Origin of the sequence: Mesorhizobium sp. AA22, assembly GCF_001672375.2 — a bacterium.
GTDB classification, from domain to species: domain Bacteria; phylum Pseudomonadota; class Alphaproteobacteria; order Rhizobiales; family Rhizobiaceae; genus Mesorhizobium; species Mesorhizobium wenxiniae.
Genome location: NZ_CP048406.1, coordinates 3377627 through 3400171, shown reverse-complemented (window position 1 = coordinate 3400171; position 22545 = coordinate 3377627). Strand labels below are relative to the sequence as shown.

The 22545-nt window shown below is 62.2% G+C and carries 27 protein-coding genes; 13 read left to right on the top strand and 14 right to left on the bottom strand.

Annotated features, from left to right (window positions below):
- Positions 1-261 precede the first annotated feature (261 nt).
- On the bottom strand, positions 262-453 hold the full coding sequence (locus tag A9K68_RS16455) for a DUF3606 domain-containing protein (RefSeq protein WP_029353282.1): 192 nt from the start codon (positions 451-453) through the stop codon (positions 262-264).
- Positions 454-753: 300 nt separating this feature from the next.
- On the opposite strand from A9K68_RS16455, the gene A9K68_RS16450 reads away from it, so the two are divergent.
- Positions 754-1053, top strand: a complete 300-nt coding sequence (locus tag A9K68_RS16450; RefSeq protein WP_065007730.1) for a DUF1236 domain-containing protein — start codon at positions 754-756, stop codon at positions 1051-1053.
- 72 nt (positions 1054-1125) lie between these two features.
- Complete coding sequence (locus A9K68_RS16445; RefSeq protein WP_065007729.1) at positions 1126-1569, top strand: hypothetical protein; 444 nt, start codon at positions 1126-1128, stop codon at positions 1567-1569.
- Between the two features lie 104 nt (positions 1570-1673).
- Here the strand turns inward: A9K68_RS16445 and A9K68_RS31745 are convergent, their stop codons facing one another.
- Complete coding sequence (locus tag A9K68_RS31745; RefSeq protein ID WP_246811416.1) at positions 1674-2009, bottom strand: M20/M25/M40 family metallo-hydrolase; 336 nt, start codon at positions 2007-2009, stop codon at positions 1674-1676.
- 20 nt (positions 2010-2029) lie between these two features.
- Positions 2030-2845: an amidohydrolase gene (locus A9K68_RS16440; protein WP_246811167.1), complete on the bottom strand. Its 816-nt coding sequence runs from the start codon at positions 2843-2845 to the stop codon at positions 2030-2032.
- Positions 2846-2955: 110 nt separating this feature from the next.
- On the opposite strand from A9K68_RS16440, the gene A9K68_RS16435 reads away from it, so the two are divergent.
- Positions 2956-3825 (top strand): AraC family ligand binding domain-containing protein, encoded by an 870-nt coding sequence (locus A9K68_RS16435; RefSeq protein WP_082982309.1) that lies wholly within the window; start codon positions 2956-2958, stop codon positions 3823-3825.
- A 23-nt stretch (positions 3826-3848) separates the two neighbouring features.
- Positions 3849-4283, top strand: coding sequence for a cupin domain-containing protein (locus A9K68_RS16430; protein ID WP_065007728.1), 435 nt, complete (start codon positions 3849-3851; stop codon positions 4281-4283).
- Positions 4284-4311: 28 nt separating this feature from the next.
- Here A9K68_RS16430 and A9K68_RS16425 read toward each other — a convergent pair whose 3' ends face one another.
- From A9K68_RS16425 to A9K68_RS16415, 3 genes are read right to left on the bottom strand one after another with little or no spacing between them, the layout of a single operon-like run.
- Positions 4312-4869: a nuclear transport factor 2 family protein gene (locus A9K68_RS16425; RefSeq protein ID WP_065007727.1), complete on the bottom strand. Its 558-nt coding sequence runs from the start codon at positions 4867-4869 to the stop codon at positions 4312-4314.
- Positions 4866-5846, bottom strand: a complete 981-nt coding sequence (locus tag A9K68_RS16420; RefSeq protein ID WP_065007726.1) for a CocE/NonD family hydrolase — start codon at positions 5844-5846, stop codon at positions 4866-4868. Before A9K68_RS16420 ends, A9K68_RS16425 begins: the two co-directional genes overlap by 4 nt.
- A 52-nt stretch (positions 5847-5898) precedes the next feature.
- Positions 5899-6402, bottom strand: a complete 504-nt coding sequence (locus tag A9K68_RS16415) for a nuclear transport factor 2 family protein (RefSeq protein WP_065007725.1) — start codon at positions 6400-6402, stop codon at positions 5899-5901.
- Between the two features lie 130 nt (positions 6403-6532).
- Here A9K68_RS16415 and A9K68_RS16410 point away from each other — a divergent pair, with 130 nt between their 5' ends.
- Positions 6533-7441: a LysR family transcriptional regulator gene (locus A9K68_RS16410; RefSeq protein ID WP_065007724.1), complete on the top strand. Its 909-nt coding sequence runs from the start codon at positions 6533-6535 to the stop codon at positions 7439-7441.
- A 52-nt stretch (positions 7442-7493) separates the two neighbouring features.
- Here the strand turns inward: A9K68_RS16410 and A9K68_RS16405 are convergent, their stop codons facing one another.
- Positions 7494-7949: a carboxymuconolactone decarboxylase family protein gene (locus A9K68_RS16405; protein WP_065007799.1), complete on the bottom strand. Its 456-nt coding sequence runs from the start codon at positions 7947-7949 to the stop codon at positions 7494-7496.
- A 210-nt stretch (positions 7950-8159) separates the two neighbouring features.
- On the opposite strand from A9K68_RS16405, the gene A9K68_RS16400 reads away from it, so the two are divergent.
- Both A9K68_RS16400 and A9K68_RS16395 read left to right on the top strand, forming a co-directional pair.
- Positions 8160-8957 carry a copper homeostasis protein CutC gene (locus tag A9K68_RS16400; protein WP_082982308.1) on the top strand — a complete coding sequence of 266 codons (798 nt, stop codon included), beginning with the start codon at positions 8160-8162 and terminating at the stop codon, positions 8955-8957.
- A gap of 19 nt (positions 8958-8976) precedes the next feature.
- Positions 8977-9474: a GNAT family N-acetyltransferase gene (locus tag A9K68_RS16395; RefSeq protein WP_065007723.1), complete on the top strand. Its 498-nt coding sequence runs from the start codon at positions 8977-8979 to the stop codon at positions 9472-9474.
- Between the two features lie 11 nt (positions 9475-9485).
- On the opposite strand, the gene A9K68_RS16390 is transcribed toward A9K68_RS16395, so the two are convergent.
- The 5 genes from A9K68_RS16390 to A9K68_RS16370 all read right to left on the bottom strand — a co-directional run bounded on the left by A9K68_RS16390 (position 9486) and on the right by A9K68_RS16370 (position 15261).
- A complete protein-coding gene (locus tag A9K68_RS16390; RefSeq protein WP_065007722.1) occupies positions 9486-10508 on the bottom strand; it encodes an acyltransferase in 1023 nt (340 codons plus the stop codon).
- Positions 10509-10718: 210 nt separating this feature from the next.
- The gene (locus A9K68_RS16385) at positions 10719-11516 is read right to left on the bottom strand and encodes a xanthine dehydrogenase family protein subunit M (RefSeq protein WP_065007721.1); all 798 of its coding nucleotides are present in this window, start codon (positions 11514-11516) and stop codon (positions 10719-10721) included.
- Between the two features lie 95 nt (positions 11517-11611).
- Entirely contained in the window at positions 11612-13963 is a 2352-nt protein-coding gene (locus tag A9K68_RS16380; protein ID WP_065007720.1) for a xanthine dehydrogenase family protein molybdopterin-binding subunit, read from the bottom strand.
- Between the two features lie 104 nt (positions 13964-14067).
- Positions 14068-14571: a (2Fe-2S)-binding protein gene (locus tag A9K68_RS16375; RefSeq protein WP_065007719.1), complete on the bottom strand. Its 504-nt coding sequence runs from the start codon at positions 14569-14571 to the stop codon at positions 14068-14070.
- A gap of 258 nt (positions 14572-14829) precedes the next feature.
- Positions 14830-15261: a hypothetical protein gene (locus tag A9K68_RS16370; RefSeq protein WP_065007718.1), complete on the bottom strand. Its 432-nt coding sequence runs from the start codon at positions 15259-15261 to the stop codon at positions 14830-14832.
- 245 nt (positions 15262-15506) lie between these two features.
- Here A9K68_RS16370 and A9K68_RS16365 point away from each other — a divergent pair, with 245 nt between their 5' ends.
- The 4 genes from A9K68_RS16365 (at position 15507) to A9K68_RS16350 (ending at position 18863) form a co-directional block, all read left to right on the top strand.
- Positions 15507-16637, top strand: coding sequence for an FIST signal transduction protein (locus tag A9K68_RS16365; RefSeq protein WP_065007797.1), 1131 nt, complete (start codon positions 15507-15509; stop codon positions 16635-16637).
- A gap of 9 nt (positions 16638-16646) precedes the next feature.
- Positions 16647-17987, top strand: coding sequence for a hybrid sensor histidine kinase/response regulator (locus A9K68_RS16360; protein WP_065007717.1), 1341 nt, complete (start codon positions 16647-16649; stop codon positions 17985-17987).
- 3 nt (positions 17988-17990) lie between these two features.
- Positions 17991-18383, top strand: a complete 393-nt coding sequence (locus A9K68_RS16355) for a hypothetical protein (protein ID WP_065007716.1) — start codon at positions 17991-17993, stop codon at positions 18381-18383.
- An 87-nt stretch (positions 18384-18470) separates the two neighbouring features.
- A complete protein-coding gene (locus tag A9K68_RS16350; RefSeq protein ID WP_065007715.1) occupies positions 18471-18863 on the top strand; it encodes a hypothetical protein in 393 nt (130 codons plus the stop codon).
- Positions 18864-18990: 127 nt separating this feature from the next.
- On the opposite strand, the gene A9K68_RS16345 is transcribed toward A9K68_RS16350, so the two are convergent.
- Complete coding sequence (locus tag A9K68_RS16345; protein WP_065007796.1) at positions 18991-19674, bottom strand: response regulator transcription factor; 684 nt, start codon at positions 19672-19674, stop codon at positions 18991-18993.
- A 157-nt stretch (positions 19675-19831) separates the two neighbouring features.
- On the opposite strand from A9K68_RS16345, the gene maiA reads away from it, so the two are divergent.
- Entirely contained in the window at positions 19832-20482 is a 651-nt protein-coding gene (maiA, locus tag A9K68_RS16340; RefSeq protein WP_065007714.1) for a maleylacetoacetate isomerase, read from the top strand.
- Between the two features lie 32 nt (positions 20483-20514).
- Positions 20515-21555, top strand: coding sequence for a zinc-dependent alcohol dehydrogenase family protein (locus A9K68_RS16335; protein ID WP_065007713.1), 1041 nt, complete (start codon positions 20515-20517; stop codon positions 21553-21555).
- Positions 21556-21618: 63 nt separating this feature from the next.
- Here the strand turns inward: A9K68_RS16335 and A9K68_RS16330 are convergent, their stop codons facing one another.
- Positions 21619-22482 carry a DMT family transporter gene (locus A9K68_RS16330; protein WP_065007712.1) on the bottom strand — a complete coding sequence of 288 codons (864 nt, stop codon included), beginning with the start codon at positions 22480-22482 and terminating at the stop codon, positions 21619-21621.
- Between the last annotated feature and the right edge of the window lie 63 nt (positions 22483-22545).

The following is a 22545-nucleotide window of genomic DNA, read 5'->3' as shown; positions in this document are numbered from 1 at the left end:
AACGGCCCGGTAGGCGGCGCGTCGCGCCAGCGGCACGATTCGAGAGAACCGGCCAATCTGTTGTCGAACGACGCTTAGCGACGCCATCTTTGATCTGCAACCGATCAATCGCAAGGGAACTTAGGGCTTACAGACGGGACGGAAACCGCAGCCAGCGGTTTTTTTGCGTAAGCGCCACGGTCTCGTCGAGCGAGGCGGCAAGTCATGACGCGGCAACCACAACGCTTTCGATCTCCCCAGGCACAAGATGCGGCGTATTTTTCACTTCCGGTCGCGCAATTCTCTCACCGCTTGTGTAAGGGTCATTCGATCGTTACCGTTCTTTTTGATCAGCTTACTGACCTGGCTGGGCGAAACGCCATTTTCTCGCGCGAAATGTTCCACCTCGTAGTACTCGTCGACTGACAGGCGGTCGTGGTCGAGGAAGTCTCGATTGCACTTGTTGTCGGCCATTTCCTTTCTCCTGGCGAAGCCTAACACGGGGCTGAATGTCGGTTGGAAACAGGCTGAAGGATGGTGGACACTCTCTCCATGAGCTCCTCCTGTGAACTTGCGGCGAACGAGTGCGAGCGGTCGCGGTTCCGGGCGGCTCGATAGCCGGACCCATTGCGCGCGGCAGGTCAGACTTAAGTCCAACGGCAAGGCTTCTCGGATCGGACCGAAGCCCAGCCAAGGAACGTTTGCAGCGGTCTCATGTTTGAGCGAGCCTAGCGCGAAGATGGATGCCAAGAGAGCTCACATAAGGAGGCAACTATGAAAATGCGTCTTTCCACTGCAGCCGCGGGATTTCTGCTATTGGCAGGTATCGGCGCCGTTGCCGCTCAGGACGTGATCATCGCGCCTGAGCAGGAGACAGTCATCAGGGAATATGTGAAAAAGCAGCCGCTCGCATCCGTGGAACTCCCGGGGGTGGAACTCAATATTGGTTCAACGCTGCCCGAGACGGTCGTGCTTCACGAAGTTCCCGACACCGAATACCGCTATGTCGTCGTCGACAACCGGACCGTTGTCGTTGATCCCGGCACACGTAAGATCGTCAAGATCATTCAGTGACCTGAACGCGAGGGTGAGAGACGCCCGCCGCTTCGAATGAGCGGCGGGAGACTATGCTATGGGCTCTGTCAAATGCGAACAATCAGCAGACTTTTCGATTCCCGCGACCAGGCAGCGCGTGCAGTTGCCGCGCTTCAGGCGGCAGGAATTTCTCACGAACAGATCAGCGTCATCGGACCATACGACGACGAAATCAGCGCTGTCCTGCGCGGTCCGGGCGGTGTCGCATTTGGCGCGGTCGCTGGTCTGTTAATCGGCCTGGGTGCTTTTGGAGCCACCGGCATTGATCCTGTCGGAGCCGTGGCTGGCATGGTCCTCGTCGGTGGGGCCTGCGGCGGCTTTGCTGGTGGGCTTCTCCAGGCATCTGCCGATGTTGCCAAAAAGCCGGCTGAGCCGAACGTTGAACAAGGCGTCATCTTTGTGATGGCGCAGGTCGATGAAAACCAGGCCGACACCGCGCAGGCAGCGCTAGAAAATCCTGTTCGGGTAACGCAACTCGTGGCCACAGTCGGGTGAGGCGCGTCGGCTTGGTGTCGCGCATGATTATTTCCCGGCCTATCGCCCACGAAGCGCATCAGATCGGAATTTCTCGCTGAGCCGACAGTTTTCCCTCTGACGGTTCAGGAGGCGGGAAACGTCTGCTCGACCAGATTGACGTAGTAGCGCAGCACGGTCGGCACGATTTCGTCATTGAAGACGTAGCGGTCGCCGTGCAGGCCCTCGCCGGGCCCGACATCGCCGACTCCGACCCACGCGTAGCAGCCGCCTGCCTCACGGATCATGAAGGCGAAATCTTCGCAGCCGAGGCTCGGGCTGAACTGGGTCGAAACGTTCTCGCTGCCGACGGTGGCGGCGGCTGCCGAGATGGCGCGCGCGGTCGCGTCGGCCGTGTTGATGAGCGGCGGATAGCCCTTGTGGTAGTCGAGCGTGGCTTTGAGCGCATGGGCTGCGGCAATGCCCCCAGCGATCTCGCCGATCAGCTTCTCGCAATGATCGGAATGACCGGGCTCGAAAACCGGCAGGTGCCTTGCAGCCAGACCTTCCCAGGCACGATGTTGCCGACATTGCCGCCATGGATTTGGGTGAGGCTGACGACCAGCGCGCTTTGCGGATCGACCGAGCGGCTGACAATGCGCTGGACGGCCTGGACAAAGGCGCCCGCGGCCAGGATCGGGTCGTCGCCGAGCTGCGGCATGGCGGCATGTGCGCCAAGACCCTCGAAGGTCACCTCGAAATTGTCGACGGCGGCCATCTGCGCTCCAACGCGAGCGGCGATGGTCCCCAGTCTGACGCCCGGCCAGTTGTGGACGGCATACATCGCCTCGACTGGGAAACGCCTAAACAGGCCGTCTTCGATCATGCGCAAGCTGCCGCCTTCATTTTCTTCGGCTGGCTGGAAGATGAAGTAGACGATGCCGTCGAAGGCGCGGGATTGGCTGAGCAGCCTTGCGGCGCCGAGCAACATGGCTGTGTGGCCGTCATGGCCGCAGGCGTGCATCACGCCCTCGTTCCTGGAGGCATAGGGCAAGCCGGTCCTCTCGACGACCGGAAGCGCGTCCAGCTCGGCGCGGAGACCGATGGCGCGCTTGCCCGCGCCGTTGCGCAGCACGCCGACAACCCCGGTTCCGCCGATCCCCTCATGCACCTCATCGAAGCCGAAGGCGCGCAGTTTCTCGGCAATGAAACGTGCCGTTTCGTTCTCATCGAATCCGAGTTCGGGATTGGAATGGATATGGTGGCGCCAGGCTATGACCTCTGGTGTCAGAGCGGCGATGGGGTCATTATGCAGCATGATGCTCCTTCCACGCCGGCAAAGGCGGTCATGGTTTGATCCGGGATCACGATTAGAAGGTCGCGCAAGAGGCGTCTTGAACCAGATTGACCGCAGCGGGGACGAAATACGTGGACGCGACAGAGATCCGGAAATACTGGCGCCATCCCTGCTTCCCGGACCTTGGCCTGTTCAAGGCGCGCTTCACGCAGCACCGTTATGAGCTGCACACGCACCCAACCTATGTGATCGCACTGATTACTTCTGGCTGCGAACGTATTCGCATCGGGCGCCACAGCGTTCTCGCTCCGGCAGGCGCAATTGCCGTCGTCAATCCCGAGGAGTGGCATGATGGCGAACAAGGTGCCGATGAAGGCTGGGCCTACCGGACGTTTTATCCCTCGGTGCCGCTGCTGACGGCCGTCGCCCGCGAGTTGGGCGGGGCTGACGCTCCGGTTTTTTCACGCGCGATCATCGAAGACGGCAACCTCGCCGCAGCGTTGGCGGCGGCGCATGAGGGCTCGACGTCTCACGACTCAACGCAGGCTGAGGCGTCGCTGCTCGTCGCCTTGAGGCATCTCATCGTTCGGCATGGCGATTGGGGCGGGCGAACCGAAGAGGTCGAAAGTTCGGGATCGCGACAAAGGTTCTCGATCTACGAGGACGTTATCGAATGCGAACTTGGCTCGCAGCTCGACCTACAGCGGCTTGCCGACGTCGCGTGTGTCACCCGGTTCCAGGTCATCCGGGATTTCAAGAAGGCGATTGGCCTGACGCCCGCGGCCTATATCCGCGACCGGAGATTGCGTCGCGCCAGCACCTTGATAGAACAGGGGCTCGGCCTCGCCGATGCCGCCATCGCGGCAGGTTTCGCCGACCAGAGCCACCTTTCCCGCACGTTCCGGGCGACGCGCGGCATGACGCCTGGCATGTTCAGGAGAGGCGGCTGGGTGCTCCCGAAAGGAGACGCTTGCGCGCGGAAATTTGCTGCGCGATGGTGAAGTTGGGCTTGGGGGGGGGAATCATGCGAAAAATTCTGATATCGACGACGCTGCTGCTAACGGCAGCCCTGTCCGCAACCGCCGCGCACGCGCTGGACGCCAGCGGCACCCCAGTCGTCGTGACCCCGCTTGCCTCGCGCACCGAGACGGCGTCCGGCCAGCCGATCACGCTGCCTCAGAAAAACGTGCAGGTCCTGGTTTCGTCCTATGAGATCGCGCCGGGCGCGACGTTACCGGTCCACAAGCACCCGTTTCCCCGCTATGCCTATGTTGAGGGTGGAACGCTTCAGGTCACCAATGTCGAGACCGGCAAGAGCACCACGTACAACTCAGGCGATTTCATCATCGAAATGATCGGGCAGTGGCATCAGGCCACCAATGTCGGCGCCGATCCAGTCAAGCTGTTGGTCATCGACCAGGTCGAAGAAGGCACCAAGAACACGGTGTTGCGCCAGTAGCTGGCAACAGTGGCTACCAGCCGGCTGCTCACTTCGCCGCCGCGCTCACCCGATCAGCGGCGGCGGCCAGCACGGCGCGGTCGCCCTCCTCGTACAGGCGGCGGATAGCGATGGCGCTGACGCGCCAGCCTTCGGGCGTCCGCACCAGCCGGTGTAGATAGCTGGCGCCGACTGTCCAGAACCGGGTGTCGAACCAGTGGGTGGCGCGGACGTGGCTGCGCGCAACCGCATCATTGCCCGCGCCTTCGATAACGATGTTGGTGATGAGGTGCTGGGTGGCGTCGAAGCCCGGCAGAAGGCCCTGCCACTGAGCAATCAGCGCGTCGCGGTCGCTGGTCAAAACCTCGCCACCGACAAGGCTGGTATAATCGGTCGTGACGCGGGCCGCGAAATAGGATCTGACCCGGTTCCATTCGCGCAAATCGGCATAGAGGCCGATCCCCGCCACTGCCTCGGCGATGGCGGTCTTGTCTTCGATTGTCAGCGCAGCCGTGGACTGCTTGCTCAAGGCCGGCAAGGAGGTAGCTGCAAGCGTCGCGGCGAAGACTGCCGAGGCCACGACCTGCCGGCGGGTAACGGGGCTCATTGTCCCGCCTCCCCTGCATCGCCTAGTGTGGCGCTGAAGTGCGCGGCAACGGCGTCGCTCGCGGCCTTCACCGGCGCAGCGCGGTCGTAGAAGTCGAACTGGGTGACGTTGTCGAGCCACAGCTCCTGCTTCTGCCCGGTCAGCCGCGCGTAAAATTTGTGCGCACCCTGTGGGATGGCAGCCGCCTCGCTGTGCACCATCAGAAAGGGCTGATGCAGGCGCCGAGCAGCCTGGATCGCATCGAATGTCAGCCAGCCGCGCCAGAAGGCCGGATCGGCCTCGTTGCGCCAGGCCGGGATCATCCCGCGATCGGCCTCGGTGTAGTAAGGTACCTTGAACATGATCGCACGCTCGTCGGTCGGGCTGGCGGCGGGCAGCAAGGCCTGCTTGCCGGTGCGGCGATACGCAGCCTCGGCCGCATCGCCCGCGGCTTCAAGCCTGGCGACGCCTTCCTTGCCGCCATAGGTCTGCTCGACCACCTCGGCATCGTGCAGCCAGGGGGCGACCAAGGCGATCGACTTGATCGCGGCATCTTCAGCGGCGGCAGTGACCATGTAGCCGGAGCTGGCGCAAATGCCGAGCCCGCCGATGCGATCCTTGCCGATCTCGGGCCGGGTAGCGAGATAGGCGACCGCCGCTTCGATGTCGGCGATCTTGGCGCCGGGATCCTCATGTTGGCGCCGGGCGCCGCCGCTCTCGCCCCAACCGCGAAAGTCGAAGGTCAAGGCTGCGAATCCGCGGTCGGCCATTTCGCGGGCGTAGCGGGCCGGCATCTGTTCCTTTACCGTCATCCAGGCGCCGGTCACGACCAGCGCGGGCCGAATTCTCGCCGCGTCCAGATCCTCGGGCAGATAAAGGTCGCCGACGATCTGCTCACCGTGCGAAGTGAAAGTGACGTGCTCGACCCGCGGTGCGGCGAAGGCGCTGGAGCCGAGCGCGACGGCGATTGCTGCGGCTAATGTCAGGGTTTTCAGCATCGCAAATCTCCTTTGCTTGGCGCGGGAGCGGCAGGTTGAGGCACGCCGCCGTCTAGCGGTCATCCGCCAGTCGGCCGGGCAGTGGCTTCAGCGGGTAATGCGTCCAGTAGAAGGCGTCCGACTGGTACATGTCGGTCAAAAAATTCTGCGCCTCGGCGATCTTTCCGTCCCTGATGCGAAACATCAGGGCGTAGAGCTGGTCGATCTCGGGACCTGAGCCGACGTTCGACCAGCCGCGATGGATGTCGACGACGAGGTCGCCCTGCGCCTGGAAGAAGATCGGCTCGGCCCTGAATTTGCCATCGGCCAGGCCACGGAAGAAGGCGACCACTTCCTCCGGCCCGCGCTTGTCGCCGGCCAGCGGATGATGGCCCGGAATGCGCCAGACGATGTCTGGCGCGAGGAAGGGCCGGACGGCCTCCGGGTTCCCGGTCGCATAAGCTGCGTAATAGTCCTTGATCAGCTGGATGTTGCGGTCTTCCTGCGGACCGCCATTCGCGGGAGCGGCAGACACCGCCAGGAGAGCGCCGGCGGCAAGCGAAGCGAGCCTGGTCATCGATCCTGTCTCCTTGCCTTTCGAGTTGCCTTTCGAGCCGTCGCAACGGCGAGGCTAAACCCAGCATGAGGCTTTTTCTTCGCCGGAAAAACCCGTATAGTTCGACAAGGCTATTTGGAATAACCTCATAATGCGCCTCGACCAGTTCAGCGGCATCGTCGCCTTCGTGAAGGTAGCGGAGGCCAGGAGCTTCACCCGCGCCGCCTCCGAACTTGGCGTCGCTCCGGCCTCTTTGAGTGAGGCGGTCAAGGGGCTCGAGGAGCGTCTGGGGGTGCGGCTTCTCAACCGCACAACCCGCAGCGTTGGCCTGACCGAAGCCGGCGCCCACTACCTCGACCACGTGCGCCCAGCGGCCGAAGAGATCCGGGCGGCTGGCGCGGCGCTGCGCGAGACCCGCGACCGCCCCGCCGGCACACTGCGCCTGAGCCTGCCATGGATCGCCGCACCACTGCTGATCGAGCCGCTGATGGGGCCGTTCATGGACGCTTACCCGGAGGTGCGGCTTAGCCTGATCTTCGACGATAATTTCGTCGATATCGCCGCTCAGGGCTTCGATGCCGGTCTGCGGATCGGCGAGCTTCTCGAGAAGGATATGATCGGCGCGCGTCTGGGCGGGCCGCTCCAGACGGTCGTGTTGGGGAGCCCGGACTATCTGGCGCGTAACGGTACGCCGAAGCGGCCCGCCGACCTCGCCGCCCACCGCTGCATCGCCTTCGCCTTCACCCGCACCCGCGCCATCTCGCCCTGGGAGTTCGTCGTGGACGGATGCCAAGTCGAGTTCACGCCCGACGCACGTCTGGTCGTGAACACACTTCCGCTCTGCATCACAGCCGCCGCGCAAGGGCTTGGCCTAGCCTTTGCCGTCGAAGGCCTCGCTGCGCCGCTTCTCGCCTCAGGCGCGCTGGTCAAGGTGCTGGAGCCTTTCTGTCCCACCTACGAACCGCTCCACCTCTATTATCCCAGCCGCCGCCTCGTCCCGCCCAAGCTGCGGGCCTTCATCGATTTCGTGCGCGCGAACGCTCACAATTTGCGGATCTGATGCGCCGCCGCGAAACCAGCCACGGCGCATATCGGCGAGCCGGTCCGCCGCCTCATCCCCAGGTGCCAACCATCTGCCTAGTGGCGGCGTTGAGGCGATTGAAGGCGTTGATCAGGGCAATCTGGACCACCAGGGCGGCAAGCACCTTCTCGTCATAATGCCGGGCGGCCTCGTCCCAGATCGCGTCGGGCACCGGGTCGGGCCGGTCGCAGAGCCGGGTTGTTGCCTCGGCAAGCGCAAGAGCCGCGCGTTCGGCGTCGGTGAAGTAAGGCGTCTCCCGCCAGGCGGACACGGTGAAGACGCGCTCATCCTTTTCGCCGGCCTTCTTCAATTCACGCGCATGCATGTCGATACAGACGCTGCATCCGTTGATCTGACTGGCGCGCAAATGGACGAGCTTGCGCGTCACGTAGGGCAGGTCAGCCGTTTCCGTCGACTTGTCCAGCGCGAGCAGCGCCTGCAGGGCGCCGGGAATGAGAAGCACAGGATTTTTCAGTCTAGCTTGCATCGTGGTCTCCTTGTTTTGCCGATCCCGATGCCAGTCATCCGGGATCGGCGCCCTGTCTGCCAAATCAATAACTAGATAGCTATGGATTTACCCATAACTCTGCAGTTATGAATGTGTCAAGCAGGAAATTGGCGGCAATGCAAACGGCAACGACCCGTCGCGTTGAGCCAATAGTTCCGGCTTTCGCTACAAGGAGCCCGATGCTAGGGCATGACCAACTCGAATTCGCCAACGGATCGCCCTGTGACCGACACCGAACGCCCTCGCCTGCCGCTGATCGAAATCTGCGTCGAAGGCATAGATGGCCTGCTCGCCGCGCAAGCCGCCGGCGCCGACCGGGTCGAGCTCTGCGCCAGCCTCTTCGAGGGCGGCATAACGCCGAGTCTTGGCACAGTGCGTGCCGCCCTTGAGCTGGCGACGATCCCATTCCACGTCATCGTGCGGCCCCGCGGCGGCGATTTTCTCTACAGTGAAGCCGAGTACCGTTCGATGCTCGCCGATGTGCGTGCGCTGAGCGAACTTGGCGTGGCTGGTGTCGTCGTCGGCTGCCTGAATGCCGACGGTACCGTCGACGAAAAGCGCATGAGCGAATTGGTGCAGGCGGCAGGGCCTTTGAACATCACCTGCCACCGTGCCTTCGACATGACACGCGATCCGGCCGAAGCGCTGGAAGCGCTGATCCGCAGCAAGGTCGGCCGCGTGCTGACCAGCGGCCAGCGCGATACCGCATTGGAGGGCGTGGCCCTGCTGGCGGGCCTCGTCCAGCAGGCCGGTAAGCGCATCGTCATTCTTGGCTGCGGCGGGCTCAACCCCAGGAACATCGCCGAGGTGCGGGAAAGAACCGGACTGACGGAAATGCATTTCGCCGCGCTCAAGGACGTGCCGAGCGCGATGCGCTACCGCAATCCCCAGGTTGGCATGGGCGGCACCGACCTCGACCGCGAGTACCGCAACACCGTGACCGACGCGGCGCTGGTGGCGGCGACGATTGCGGCGGCGAGAGCATGATCCCGAAGAAAGAAAACACGTGACGCAAGCACGCGTGCCGATTGACCTGGTCTCGCCGCAGGACGAGCCCGCCGTTCTCGCCCTCAACAACGAACACGCGGCCGAGTTGTCGTGGCTCGAACCCGAGCGCCTGTCCTTCCTGCTCGGCGAAGCGTTTTATGCGCGCCGCATCGGTGCGCACGAAGCCTTCATCATGACCTTCGACCAGAACGCCCGCTACGACAGCCCGAACTTCCTGTGGTTTCGCGAGCGCTATCCGCGCTTCGTCTATGTCGACCGTGTCGTCGTTGCAGGAGAAGCGCGTGGTCGCGGCCATGCCCGCAGGCTCTATGAGGATCTGTTCGACCATGTATTGCATGCCGGCCAGACCATCGTCACTTGCGAGGTGAATGCCGAGCCGCCCAATCCGGCTTCAGACGCCTTTCACGCCGCGCTTGGCTTTGTCGAGGTCGGCGACGCGGTGATCCACGGCGGCAAGAAGGCGGTCCGCTACTATACCAGGCAGATCACCGGCTGAGGCGACAAGCCCTACCAATTGCGGTTCAGCCAGCCACGGGCAGGCTTTTCGACGATGTAATAGCTGCACAAAGCGCAAGCGAACACCCCGGCCAGCATCAGCAGCGGCGCACTGCCCTGTGAATAGACGAATTTGTAGAACGGCTGCTGCCACAGATAGAGCGAATACGACCACAGTCCGAGCGTCGCCATCGGCCAGCAGGACAAAAATCCGGTCAGGTACCGTGTGCTGAAATCGAGCGAGTTGACGGCGAGCGCCAACAGCGGCACCGCGACCAGATAATGGATCGGCGTCGTCACCGCATCCATGAACAGAAGAACCGCCCCGACGGACGCCGCGACGGCGACATGCGGCCCCTTGAACAAGGCTGGCAGCCTGTCGTCGGCCTTGAGCAGGCATATCACCGCCGACAGCAGGATCGAGGCGATGTGCACGTCGGTCCGCCAGTAGGTGGTCTCGTAGTCCATTGCGAAGACCCAGTACGAAATCGCGCCGTTTGCCATGGCCAGCACCGACAGCGCGCTGAGCAGCATGACGACGCGGGCACGCCCTGAAACGAAAAAACTGATCAGTGCCAGGATGACATAGGCATGTTCTTCGACGCATAGCGACCAGATATGGTCGAGCGCGCCGGCGCGGCTGACGAGAATCCCGGCATAATTGTAGGTGAATGTCAGCGCCGTCAGCGCCGCCTTCCATTTGAAGGCGACAAACGTGCCGGACAAGGCAACCATCGAAGCGACGACGAAAATTAGCAGCGCCGGATAGATGCGGGAGAACCGGCGCTTGAAGAACGCCTTGAGCGGATAGCGTTCGACAAAGAGAATCTCGGCCATGAGCCGGCCGCTGAGCACGAAGAAGAACTCGACGCCCATGACACCGAGGTTGATTCCGGGAACGGGAAAGAAGTGGCCGATCAGGACCAGTGCGATCGACAGGCCGCGCCATCCGTCGAGATAGGCCAGCCTTGTTCTCGACGACGTGTCGGCGGCGTAGCGGGACACGACAAGCTGCGCCGCGGAGATATCCGTCATGCCGGTCCTTTCGCATTTGAATGATGCGAAAGGGCTGCAGGCTGTAACCGTGCGCTCCGAGCCCCGGCTCGCATTCCTCCATGCATATTGCAGTGCAATAGAGCACTGTGCAAGTGCGAGATGGCCACACTTTGGCCTGTACGGCCGCCGAAGGGGCCGCGAAGGCCCCTTCCCAAAGCTGACAAACCCAAGACCCGGCGATCGGTATCGTCAGGCGTTGGCGGCAGCCACCGCGCGCTTGGCCATCACCACGATCAGATTGGCGCGATAATCGGCCGAGGCATGGATGTCAGTCATCAAATCATTCGCCGGCACTTTCACTCCGTTGAGGGCAGCGGCGTCGAAATTTGTGGCAAGTGCCGCCTCGATTTCCTTCGAACGAAAGACGCCGTTGTCGCCGGCCCCGGTGACGGCGACGCGGACCCCGCCGGCGCCCTTGGCCACGAACACACCGACGATCGCATAGCGCGATGCGGGATTGCGGAATTTTTCATAGGCCGCCTTGGCCGGCGCGGTGAAGGTCACCGCGGTGACGATCTCGCCGTCCTCCAGCGCCGTCTCGAACAGGCCGGTGAAGAACGCGTCGGCAGTGATCTCGCGCCTGTTGGTGACGATAGTGGCGTCAAGCGCAAGAAGTGCTGCCGGATAATCAGCCGCCGGGTCATTATTGGCGATCGAGCCGCCGATCGTGCCCTTGTAGCGTACGGCCGGATCGCCGATCAGAGAAGCCATGTGGGCCAAAGCCGGACAGGCCGTCTTCAGCCTCTCGTCGCGGGCGACGTCGTAATGTGTGGTGCCGGCGCGGATGGTGATGGTGCTGCCCGACACCTCGATGCCTTTCAATTCCTCGATATGCGAAAGGTCGACGAGATCGGACGGTGCGGCAAGCCGCGTCTTCATCGCCGGGATCAGCGTCATGCCGCCCGACAGCAGCTTCGCATCGCCGGTCTCGAGCAGCTTGACCGCATCGGCGACCGAGGCGGCACGGTGATAGTTGACTGAGTACATGGGATGCTCCCGTGAAGTGAATTGGTGAGTAGTCAGTAGTGAGTAGTTTCAGTGTTTCTCTACTGACTACTCACTACTGACCAATCACTCCTTTTTCAGTGTTTCGTCGTCGCCCGGATCGCTGCCCAGACCGTGGACGGCGATGCCGGCATGGCGATATCGGTGATGCCGATGGCGTCGGTGATGGCGTTGATCACTGCCGGCGGTGAGCCGATGGCGCCGGCCTCGCCGCAGCCCTTGATGCCGAGCGGATTGCCCGGGCACGGCGTGTTCGAGGTCGAGACCTTGAACGACGGCAGGTCGTCGGCGCGCGGCATGGTGTAGTCCATATAGCTCGCAGTCAAAAGCTGCCCGCTGGCGTCGTAGCGGGTGCCCTCCAGCAAGGCCTGGCCGATGCCTTGGGCGACGCCGCCATGCACCTGGCCCTCGACGATCATCGGATTGATGATGTTGCCGAAATCGTCGGCGGCGACGAACTGGACGATCTCGGTGACGCCGGTTTCCGGATCGATCTCGACCTCGCAGACATAGCAGCCGGCGGGGAAAGTGAAGTTTGACGGATCGTAGAATGAAGTCTCCTTCAGCCCCGGCTCCATGCTATCAGGCAGGTTGTGGGCGGTGTAGGCGGCAAGCGCCATCTGAAACCACGGCACTTGTCTGTCGGTGCCGGTGACCTTCAATGCACCGTTTTCGATGACGATGTCGCCCTCGTCGGCCTCGAGCAGATGGGCGGCGATCTTCTTGGCCTTGGCCTCGACCTTGTCGAGCGCCTTGGCGACAGCCGACATGCCGACGGCGCCCGAGCGCGAGCCATAGGTGCCCATGCCCATCTGGACCTTGTCGGTATCGCCATGGACGATCGAAACACTGTCGATCGGCACGCCGAAGCGCTGGTTGACGAGTTGCGCGAAAGTCGTCTCATGGCCCTGGCCATGGCTGTGCGAGCCGGTCAATACTTCGATCGTTCCGGCGGCGTTGACGCGTACCTCGGCTGATTCCCACAGGCCGACGCCGGCACCGAGCGAGCCGACCGCCGCCGACGGCGCCAGCCCGCAGGCCTCGATATAGCAGCTCATGCCGATGCCGCGCAGCTTGCCATTCGCCCTGGCGGCCGCCTTGCGCTGGGCAAAACCGGCATAATCGGCAGCCTCCATCGCCGCGTCCAGCGAAGCGGCATAATCGCCGGCGTCGTAGTTCATGATGACCGGCGTCTGGTGCGGGAACGATGTGATGAAGTTCTTTCGGCGAAGCTCCGCCGGCGACACGCCAATCTCACGAGCGGCGGTTTCGATCGTGCGTTCGAGCAGATAGGTGGCCTCGGGCCGCCCTGCCCCGCGATATGCGTCGACCGGTGCGGTGTTGGTATAGACGGCGCGCACATTGGCGTGGATCGCCGGAATATCGTACTGGCCCGACAACAGCGTCGCGTAGAGATAGGTCGGCACGCAGGACGAGAACAGCGACATGTAGGCGCCGAGATTGGCGATGGTGTCGACCTTCAGCCCGGTGATCCTGTTGTCCTTGTCGAAGGCCATTTCGACCGTCGAGACATGGTCGCGGCCATGGGCGTCGGTGAGGAAGCTCTCGGTGCGGTCGGCGACCCATTTGACCGGCACGCCGGTCTTCTTCGAGGCCCACAGGCAGATGATTTCTTCCGGATAGATATAGATCTTCGAGCCGAAGCCGCCGCCGACATCCGGCGCGATGACGCGCAGCTTGTTTTCGGGCGCGACATTGTAGAAGGCGCTCATCACCAGACGCGCAAGATGCGGGTTCTGCGAGGTCGTCCAGCACGTGTAGTGGTCCTCGGCCTTGTCGTAATAGCCTAGTGCCGCACGCGGCTCCATGGCGTTGGGCACCAGCCGGTTGTTGACGATCGTCATGCGGGTGACGTGGGCTGCGGCCTTGATTGCCGCGTTGGTCGCCGTGCTGTCGCCGAGCTCCCAGTCGAAAATCAGGTTGCCGTCGGCTTCCGGGTGGATCTGTGGTGCGCTCCTTTCGAGAGCCTTCGGAGCATTGACGACCGCCTTCAGTTCTTCGTAGGTGATGTCGACCGCTTCGGCCGCGTCGCGCGCCTGCCCCTTGGTTTCGGCAACCACGACGACCACCGCGTCGCCGACATAGCGGACCCTGTCGAAGGCCAGTGGCGACCACGCCCCCATCTTCATCGGCGACCCGTCCTTGGAATGGATCATCCAGCCGCAGATGAGATTGCCGATGCCGTCGGCCTTGAGTTCCTTGCCGGTCAGCACACCGATGACGCCCGGCATGGCCTGGGCCTTTTTGACATCGATCTTCTTGATCTCAGCATGCGCGTGCGGGCTGCGCACGAAGGCCGCATGCTTCATGCCGGGAACCACCATGTCTTCGACATAGCGGCCGGCGCCGGTGATGAACCGCTTGTCTTCCTTGCGCGCTACCCGAGCGCCAACACCTTCAATGCCCATCGCAGAAAGTCCTCCCGAAAAAGTAGGAGAATAGGGGAGTAAGGGAGTAGGGCAGTAGGGAATTAAGAGCCAAATCGCTACTCCCTACTCCCCTATTCCCCTACTCACGCAGCTTGCCTAGCCTTGCCCTTGGCGGCTCCCTTGGCCATCGTCTCGGATGCGGCGAGGATCGCCTTCACGATGTTGTGGTAGCCGGTGCAGCGGCAGATATTGCCTTCGAGCTCGGCCCGCACCGTGGCCTCGTCGAGGCCTTCGGGGTGACGGTTGATCATGTCGGTCGCCGTCATGATCATGCCCGGCGTGCAGAAACCGCACTGCAGTCCGTGATGCTCCTTGAACGCCGCCTGAACCGGATGCAGGTCGGCTCCGTCCGCCAAGCCTTCGATCGTCGCGATGGTCGACCCGGAGGCTTGCACCGCAAGCATTGTGCAGGACTTTACCGCCTTGCCGTCGACATGGACCACACAGGCGCCGCATTGCGAAGTGTCGCAACCGACATGCGTGCCGGTGAGTCCAAGATTCTCCCGCAAGAAATGAACCAGCAACGTGCGGTCTTCGGTGACGCCACCGACCCGCTTTCCGTTCACCGTCAACGATTTGTCCGACATGAAACCTCCCTGGGTAATTTACCTTGGTCGTCTTGTCGCCGATGCCGCGTGAGTGCTCCCGGCTGCCGCTCTTCCCCTCCCGTATAACGTGCCGAAAAAGCAGCTTGCAATCCCGAAGTCGTGAGAATGCAGTTCGCCCGAACATCCGCCTATTGTACTTTCGGTCACGCAAAGGCCGGAACGGCGGAGCAAAGCGAAACCCCGATCGCTGTGGCGATGCCGCCTTGCGGCCACGAACGGCTAGCACGGCAAGCCGATTCAGACGACGCCGTGTTTTCTGAGAACCTCCTGCTCGTCGCCTGACACCCACCCAAATATTTTCGGCTCTCCGTCCAGCTTCTGCACGAGGTAGTGGACGTCGAAATTTATCGTGACGTCCGGTTGGCCTTTGCGCGCATAGATCGACGTCCAGGCGACGTGGGCAACGCAGTGATGCTCGTCTATCGGCGAGATGCGAACATCCCGTATCCGCATCTCCTTCGTGCCGATCGCTCGATAATGAGCATAGCCTTGCTCCATAACTTGCTTGATCTCGTCGTCGTTCTTCCCGACCATGACGCCGGCAGGCGACGCCGCAATGAAGGCGGAGGCATAGACCGATGTGACTTCGTCCATGTCGGCATCGCCGGCGAGAGATTTCCGGAAAAGCTGCTCGTACCGTTCGAACAGCTCCCTGACCTGCGCTTCCATGGATCACGCTCCCTTCGGGTGTGGTCTTTGATTCGAAGTTTCTCAGCGCTGATGCCGTCAAAATAGCAGAAACTTCAAATCCATCGTGTTGGCTCATTGCCAAAGCAGCACTTGAAGACAACAATGACTTCGACGCCGGCGCGCCAAACGCACACGAAAAAGAGCCGCGCACAAAAAGAGCGTCGGAGGAATCGAGGAGGAAGCCGCTGGCCAGTTCACGGACGCGCTATGCATGCGGCCTATCGGTGCTCACCACGGATGAGCCCGACGCCAATGCGTTCACCCGGGCGGTCGCGGCCGAAGCCGCAGCCATCGATGCCGGCTTCGCCCTGCTGTTTTTCTCCCAGAGCCTTGTCGATGCGGCGGCCCTGTCGGACGCGCTGAAGATCAACGCGCCGGCACTTGCCTATGCCGGCTGCTCCACCGCCGGCGAAATCACGCCGCGCGGTCTGGAGGAAGGCCAGATCCTCGCCTTGCTGCTTCCGTCAGCATCGTTTTCGGTCGCGAGCACCATGGTCGACAGTCTCTCTACGTCGGGCATGGACAGGATCACCAGTGAAGTCGGGGCGCTGCGGCGCTCGCTGCAAGGCCGCGTCGGGTACGAACGGTCCAACACCACCTTCGCGCTCTGCTTCATCGACGGGCTGTCCTATGCCGAGGAAGCGGTGACCTCCGCCATCCACTGGGGGCTCGACGACATTCCGTTGATCGGCGGTTCGGCCGGCGATGATCTGAAATTCGAGACGACGCGGCTGATCTCGAACGGCAAGGTTGCCTCCGACTGCGCCATCGTCGTGCTGATCACCACGGAAATTCCTTTCCACGTGTTCAAGACCGACAATTTCGTTCCCACCGACGAGAAGCTGGTGGTGACCGCGTCCGATCCCGATCACCGCACCGTACGCGAATTCAACGCCACCAATGCCGCGGAGGAATATGCCGCCTCGGTCGGCGTCATCCGGCAGATGCTGACGCCACTGAGTTTTGCGTCGCACCCGGTGGTGGTGAAAGTGGGCGGCGAGTTTTACTGCCGCTCGATCCAGAAAATGCACGCGGACGGCTCGCTGTCGTTCTTCTGCGCCATCGACGATGGCGTCGTCCTTTCCATAGCCCAGCCCAAGAACATGGTTGAATCGACACGTGCCGCCTTCAGGGATGTCGAGGAAAGGCTTGGCGGCATCGACATGATCCTCGGTTTCGACTGCGTGCTGCGCAGGCTCGACGCGCTCAACCGCCAGGTCTTTCGGGAGATTTCGGAACTCTACAAGGTCAACAACGTCATCGGCTTCGGCACCTATGGCGAACAGTACCGGTCGATGCATCTGAACCAGACTTTCACCGGCATCGCCTTCGGAGAGCGGCAGGCGGCGGAGTAGGAGGTTCTTATGCCGCTCAGGAACATCAACGACCTGGAGAAGCTGAAGAAGATCAACGCAGCCCTTGTCAGCCGCGTCGAGCGCTCGATGGACCAGCAGGCCAATGCGTTCTCGCTGTTCCAGACCGCGATTTCGCTGGAGAATCGAGTGCGTACGCGCACCGAGGAACTGCACTCGACACTGCGTAGATTGGAACAATCCAATATCGATCTCAGCGCCGCCAAGGAAAACGCCGAACTGGCGAACCTGTCCAAGACCAGGTTCCTGGCGGCCGCCAGCCACGACGTGCTGCAACCGCTGAACGCCGCGCATCTCTCCGTCTCGGCGCTGGCCGAGGTGCAGACCAGCGACGAAGGCAAAAAACTGGTCCGGCAGGTCGAGCGGTCGCTGGAGACGATGGAGGATCTGCTCCGCACCCTGCTCGACATTTCCAAGCTCGACGCCGGCGTCGTGCAGCCCGATATCGGCGATGTCAGCCTGGAGATGCTGTTTTCGTCGCTGCGCTCGGATTTCCTGCCGGTCGCCGAAATGAAGGGCCTGACGCTAAAATTCCGGCCGGTCAACGCCGTCGTGCATTCGGACCGCACCTTGCTGCGCCGCATCCTCCAGAACATCCTTTCCAACGCGCTGCGCTACACCCGCTCCGGCGGGGTGCTGGTCGGCACCAGGCATCGCGGCGACACGATCCGCATCGATGTCGCCGACACCGGCTGCGGTATCCCCGACGACCAGCGCGAGGCGGTGTTCGAGGAATTCCACCGCGGCACGATCCCGACCGATGCCGGGCTTGCCGGCGGCGGGCTGGGATTGGGCCTGGCCATCGTGCGCCGCATCGCAGCCGCACTCGGCCATCCCGTGACGTTTTCGTCGAAGGTCGGGCACGGCACGATTTTCCATATCGACGTTCCGGTCGGGATCGGCGCCAGCGTCGATGCCATTGCCAGCACCGCCGACATGGAGCGGCCGCGCGGCTACGGTCTGTTCGGCACAAAGGTGCTGCTGGTCGAGAACGACGTCGAGGTGCTGCAGGCGATGACATCCCTGCTCGAGCGCTGGCAATGCCTGGTGCGCCCCGCCACCTCGACCGATGCTGCGCTCGATATGCTTGGCGATACGGCCTGGGTGCCGGACATCGTCATAGCCGACCAGCATCTCGACGGCGGCGACCTCGGCACCACGACGATTGCCGAGGTCCGCGATTATCTCAGCCGCGCCGTGCCGGCGCTGATCGTCACCGCCGACGGTTCGGAGCCCGTAGCCAAAGCCGCCCGCGCGGCCGGCATCGAGCTGATGCGCAAGCCGCTGAAACCGGCACAACTGCGCGCGCTGCTGGCGCATTTGCTGGCTTAGAGAATGACTAACGCGATCCTCGATTACTTCGGAAAGCCGGCGTCATCCCTTTTGACGTCACCGCCGTTCGAGTCCTGGAAATTCAAACGAACTGTTGACAATGATCTTCCGGAAATCCGCATAGACTACGTTTCTGCGCGTAACAAATTTTCCTTCATCTGCGATGTCGATGAAAAAATAGACAGCATATTCATAGAGGCTGACAATTTGGATCGAAGCCTCTTGGACATTTCCTTTTCACTCAGCCGCAACGATGTGTTGCGTATATTGGGCGTGCCCTCAAAAAGCGGCGCGGCACGGAGAGATCCTTTTTGGGTGAATACGGCCCTTGGGACCGCTTCGACGAGGCGCATCATTCAATACATATCTCATATCACGCTCATGCAAACCGGATAACAAGGGTGACGCTTATGCGCGCCAACGCGGTGCCGTGACTATGCCGGGCATGCCCATGCGCGACTGAGAGGACCCAGGAAACCCACAATGATAGTGCAGTTCTACGGCATCACCTTCGACTTGCCCGTCGGATGGGAAGACATAACTGACGACCTCCCCGAGGGATCGCCGCCTACCTTAGTTAAAGGATCAGATGCCGGCGGCGCCCTTCAATTCTCTATTGCGAAATATCGAAGCGGGGAAAAGCCAAACGCAGATTTCGACGTTCTTAGAACGTTTATGATCGAGTTTTGTCGAAACAATTTCATAGATATCGAGCGGATTTTTGAGAGAAAATTTGGCGACGTAATGTGTGTTGGCGTTTCGTCGCGGACTACAGATCAAACCTTATCGGCCTGGTATTTGTCGAATGGAAAGGATTTTGCATTCGTGACCTACCTCGCGCAAGGCAGGAATACGATCTTATCGATGAGGAATTAGGCGAAACGAGAGAAATCATTTCGTCTATATCATTCGGATAGGGACCAGCAGATCAAACGTCTTTGAGACATTCACCTGATCGCAGCGCCTTGCTGCTTCGTTTGCAGGGGTATCGGCACCGACCCGTTCAAAACCCCGCCTGGCCGCGAAACAGCTCGGCATTGTCGAGCTTCGAAACCTCGATGACGGCTTGCGTCCGGCTGTAGACATTGAGCTTGCGCAGGATCTCGGAGACATGCGCCTTGACAGTGGTTTCGCCGACCTGCAGCTCGTAGGCGATCTGCTTGTTGAGCAAGCCCTGGCGCAGCATCTGCAGCACCCGCAATTGCTGCGGCGTCAGTTTGGCAAGCCGCTGCACCATCTCGGCGCGGTCGGTGCTGTCGGCGTCCGGCGGCTGGCCTTCGTAGGTTTCGGGCACGTAGATCGCGCCTTCCATCACTGAGCGGATGGCGGCGGCAAGATCGCTCTTGCGCGCCGATTTCGGGATGAAGCCGGCCGCACCGTAGGACAGCGCTTCGGAAATGATCTTGGGCTCCTCATGCCCCGAAACGATGACCACCGGCAGGCGTGGATAGCGGGTCCGAAGCTGCAGCAGCCCGTCGAAGCCATGCACATCAGGCATGCTGAGGTCGAGCAGCGCGAGATCGAATGGCTTCGCCTCCGCCAGAAGCTCAAATGCCTCGGTGATCGAACGCGCCTCGACAGTGTCGACGTCCGGATAGGCCATTTGCACAGCGCTGTGCAGCGCCTCGCGAAACAGCGGGTGGTCGTCGATGATCAGAAACCGGGCGCGATCGTTGACTGCGGTCATTGGCGTTCGTTTCGGTTCAGGCAGGATAGAATAACCCAGCGGCCATGGCCAGATTATTGGCAAATAGTACATCGCCATCCTGGCCTAAAGGGCGGAGACGGCAATTTCCGGACCACCATGCCTTGCCCGGTCGGCCAAATCGGCCGAATGTGCAGAAATGAGCGACCTCGTCCTTCACAACTACTACCGCTCCTCCACCTCCTACCGGGTGCGGATCGCGCTGGAGATGAAGGGACTGACCTACCAATACGTGCCGCATCATCTGCGCCACGGCGAGCATCTGGAGCCCGCCTACCTCGCGGTCAATCCGCAAGGGCTGGTGCCGGCACTGATCCTGGGCGACGGCACGCTGCTGACGCAATCGCTGGCAATCATCGAATTTCTCGACGAGACCAGGCCCGAACCGCCGCTTTTGCCGCAGGACGCACTTGGCCGGGCCCGCGTCAGGATGCTGGCGCAGATGATCGCCTGCGACATCCATCCGGTGAACAATCTGCGCGTGCTGACCTCGCTGCGCACCCTGTTCGGCGCCGGCGACGAGGACGTCGCCAACTGGTTCGGGCACTGGGTGAACGAAGGTTTCCAGCCGCTTGAAAAGATTCTGGCTTCCTCGTCCGAAACCGGGACATTCTGCCACGGCGACACGCCGGGGCTGGCTGACATTTGCCTGGTGGCTCAGGTCGCCAGCAATGCGCGTTTCGGCGTCGACCTGATGCCCTACCCGACGATCACACGGGTCCACGCCGCCTGCATGGCGGTGCCGGCCTTTCGAAAGGCAGCACCCGAGAACCAGATCGATGCCGAATAGAGCGGGTTGGATTAAAGCGTGAGGAATTGCCGATGAAAGCCGTTGTCTTCGAAAAATTCGGCGAAACGCCGACGATCCAGACCGTTCCCGATCCGGAGCCGGCACTGGGCGGCGTTGTCATCAAGGTCGAGGCGACCGGTCTCTGCCGCAGCGACTGGCATGGCTGGATGGGCCATGACGACGGCATCCGCCTGCCGCATGTGCCGGGCCACGAGCTTGCCGGCGTCGTGGTGGCCGCCGGAAGTCAGGTGACCCGCTGGAAGACCGGCGAGCGCGTCACCGTGCCGTTCGCCGTCGGCTGCGGCCGCTGCTTCGAATGCAGCTCCGGCAACCATCAGGTCTGCGAACACCAGTCCCAGCCCGGCTTCACCGGCTGGGGATCGTTCGCCGAATATGTCGCCATCGACCATGCCGACACCAATCTGGTCCGCTTGCCGGACGAAATGGAATTCGCCACTGCCGCCAGCCTCGGCTGCCGCTTCGTCACCTCGTTCCGCGCCATAGTCGACCAGGGCCGGGTGACGCCCGGCGAATGGGTGGCCGTGCATGGCTGCGGCGGCGTCGGCCTGTCGGCGATCATGATCGCCAGTGCCATGGGCGCCAACGTGATTGCCATCGACCTGACCGACGAGAAGCTGGACTTCGCCAGCAAGATCGGCGCGGTGGCGACGATCAACGCGTCGAAGACGCCGAATGTGATCAAGGCGGTCAAGCAGATCACCAATGGCGGCGCGCATATGTCGATGGACGCGCTCGGCCACCCGACGACCTCGTTCAACTCGATCGCGAACCTGCGCCGGCGCGGCCGCCATGTGCAGGTCGGCCTGATGCTCGGCGATCACGCCAGGCCACAGATCCCGATGGACAAGGTGATCGCCTTCGAGCTCGAAATCCGCGGCAGCCACGGCATGCAGGCCTACCGCTACCAGGCGATGATGGAGATGATCCGCACCGGCAAGCTGAAGCCCGAACTGCTGGTCGGCAAGCGGATCAGCCTCGACGAGGCGCCCGCGGCGTTGATGGCGATGGGCGGTTTCGAAGGCATCGGCATTGGCGTGGTGACCAAGTTCTAGCCGTGCGGCTCTACCTTCTCCCCTTGTGGGACCCACAAGGGGAGAAGGAAGAAGGGCTGGCGCCTATCTCGCATATTTCTTCGCACCGACCACGCAAAGCACGACGGCAGCAGTGACCGCTACCATGGCAGGACTGACCCGCTCGTGCAGCAGCATTGCTGCCAGTCCAAGGCCGAAGAAAGGCTGGAGAAGCTGCAACTGTCCGACCGCAGCGATGCCGCCTTGCGCCAGTCCGCGATACCAGAACACAAAACCGATCAGCATGCTGAACAGCGAGACATAGGCCAGGCCGATCCAGGCGGCCTTGCCGACGCTTTCGAGCGACGGCGGCATGGTGATGAGCGTCATAGCCAGCATGACCGGCAGCGACAGCACCAGCGCCCACGAGATCACCTGCCAGCCGCCAAGTTTGCGCGACAGCGTGGCGCCTTCCGCATAGCCCAGCCCGCACAGGATGATTGCGGCCAGCATCAGCATGTCGCCGACCGGCGAGGCCGAAACGCCTTGCGTCACCGCAAAACCGGCAACAAGGGCGCTGCCAAGGCACGAAAACAGCCAGAAGGCCGGTTTGGGGCGATCGCCGCCGCGAATGACGCCGAAGATCGCGGTCGCCAGCGGCAACAGGCCGACGAAAATGATGGAATGGGCCGAGGTGATGTGCTTGAGCGCCAACGCGGTCAGCAGGGGAAAGCCGACCACGACGCCGAGCGCCACGATGGCCAGCGACAACAGATCACGCCGCTCCGGACGCTTCTGGCGAAAAATGAGCAGAAGCGCGAGGCCGAGTATGCCTGCCGTGGCAGCACGGGCGACAGTTAAGAAGGCCGGATCGAAATCCATCACCGCCACGCGCGTTGCCGGAAGCGATCCGCTGAAAATCAGAACGCCTACGAATCCGTTGACCCAGCCACCCGCCGTCTTGTCCATCGCATGCTCCTGATGTTCTCGCCCTCTATCGGGCTGGACGTATGGCGCCACCAGAGACAATGA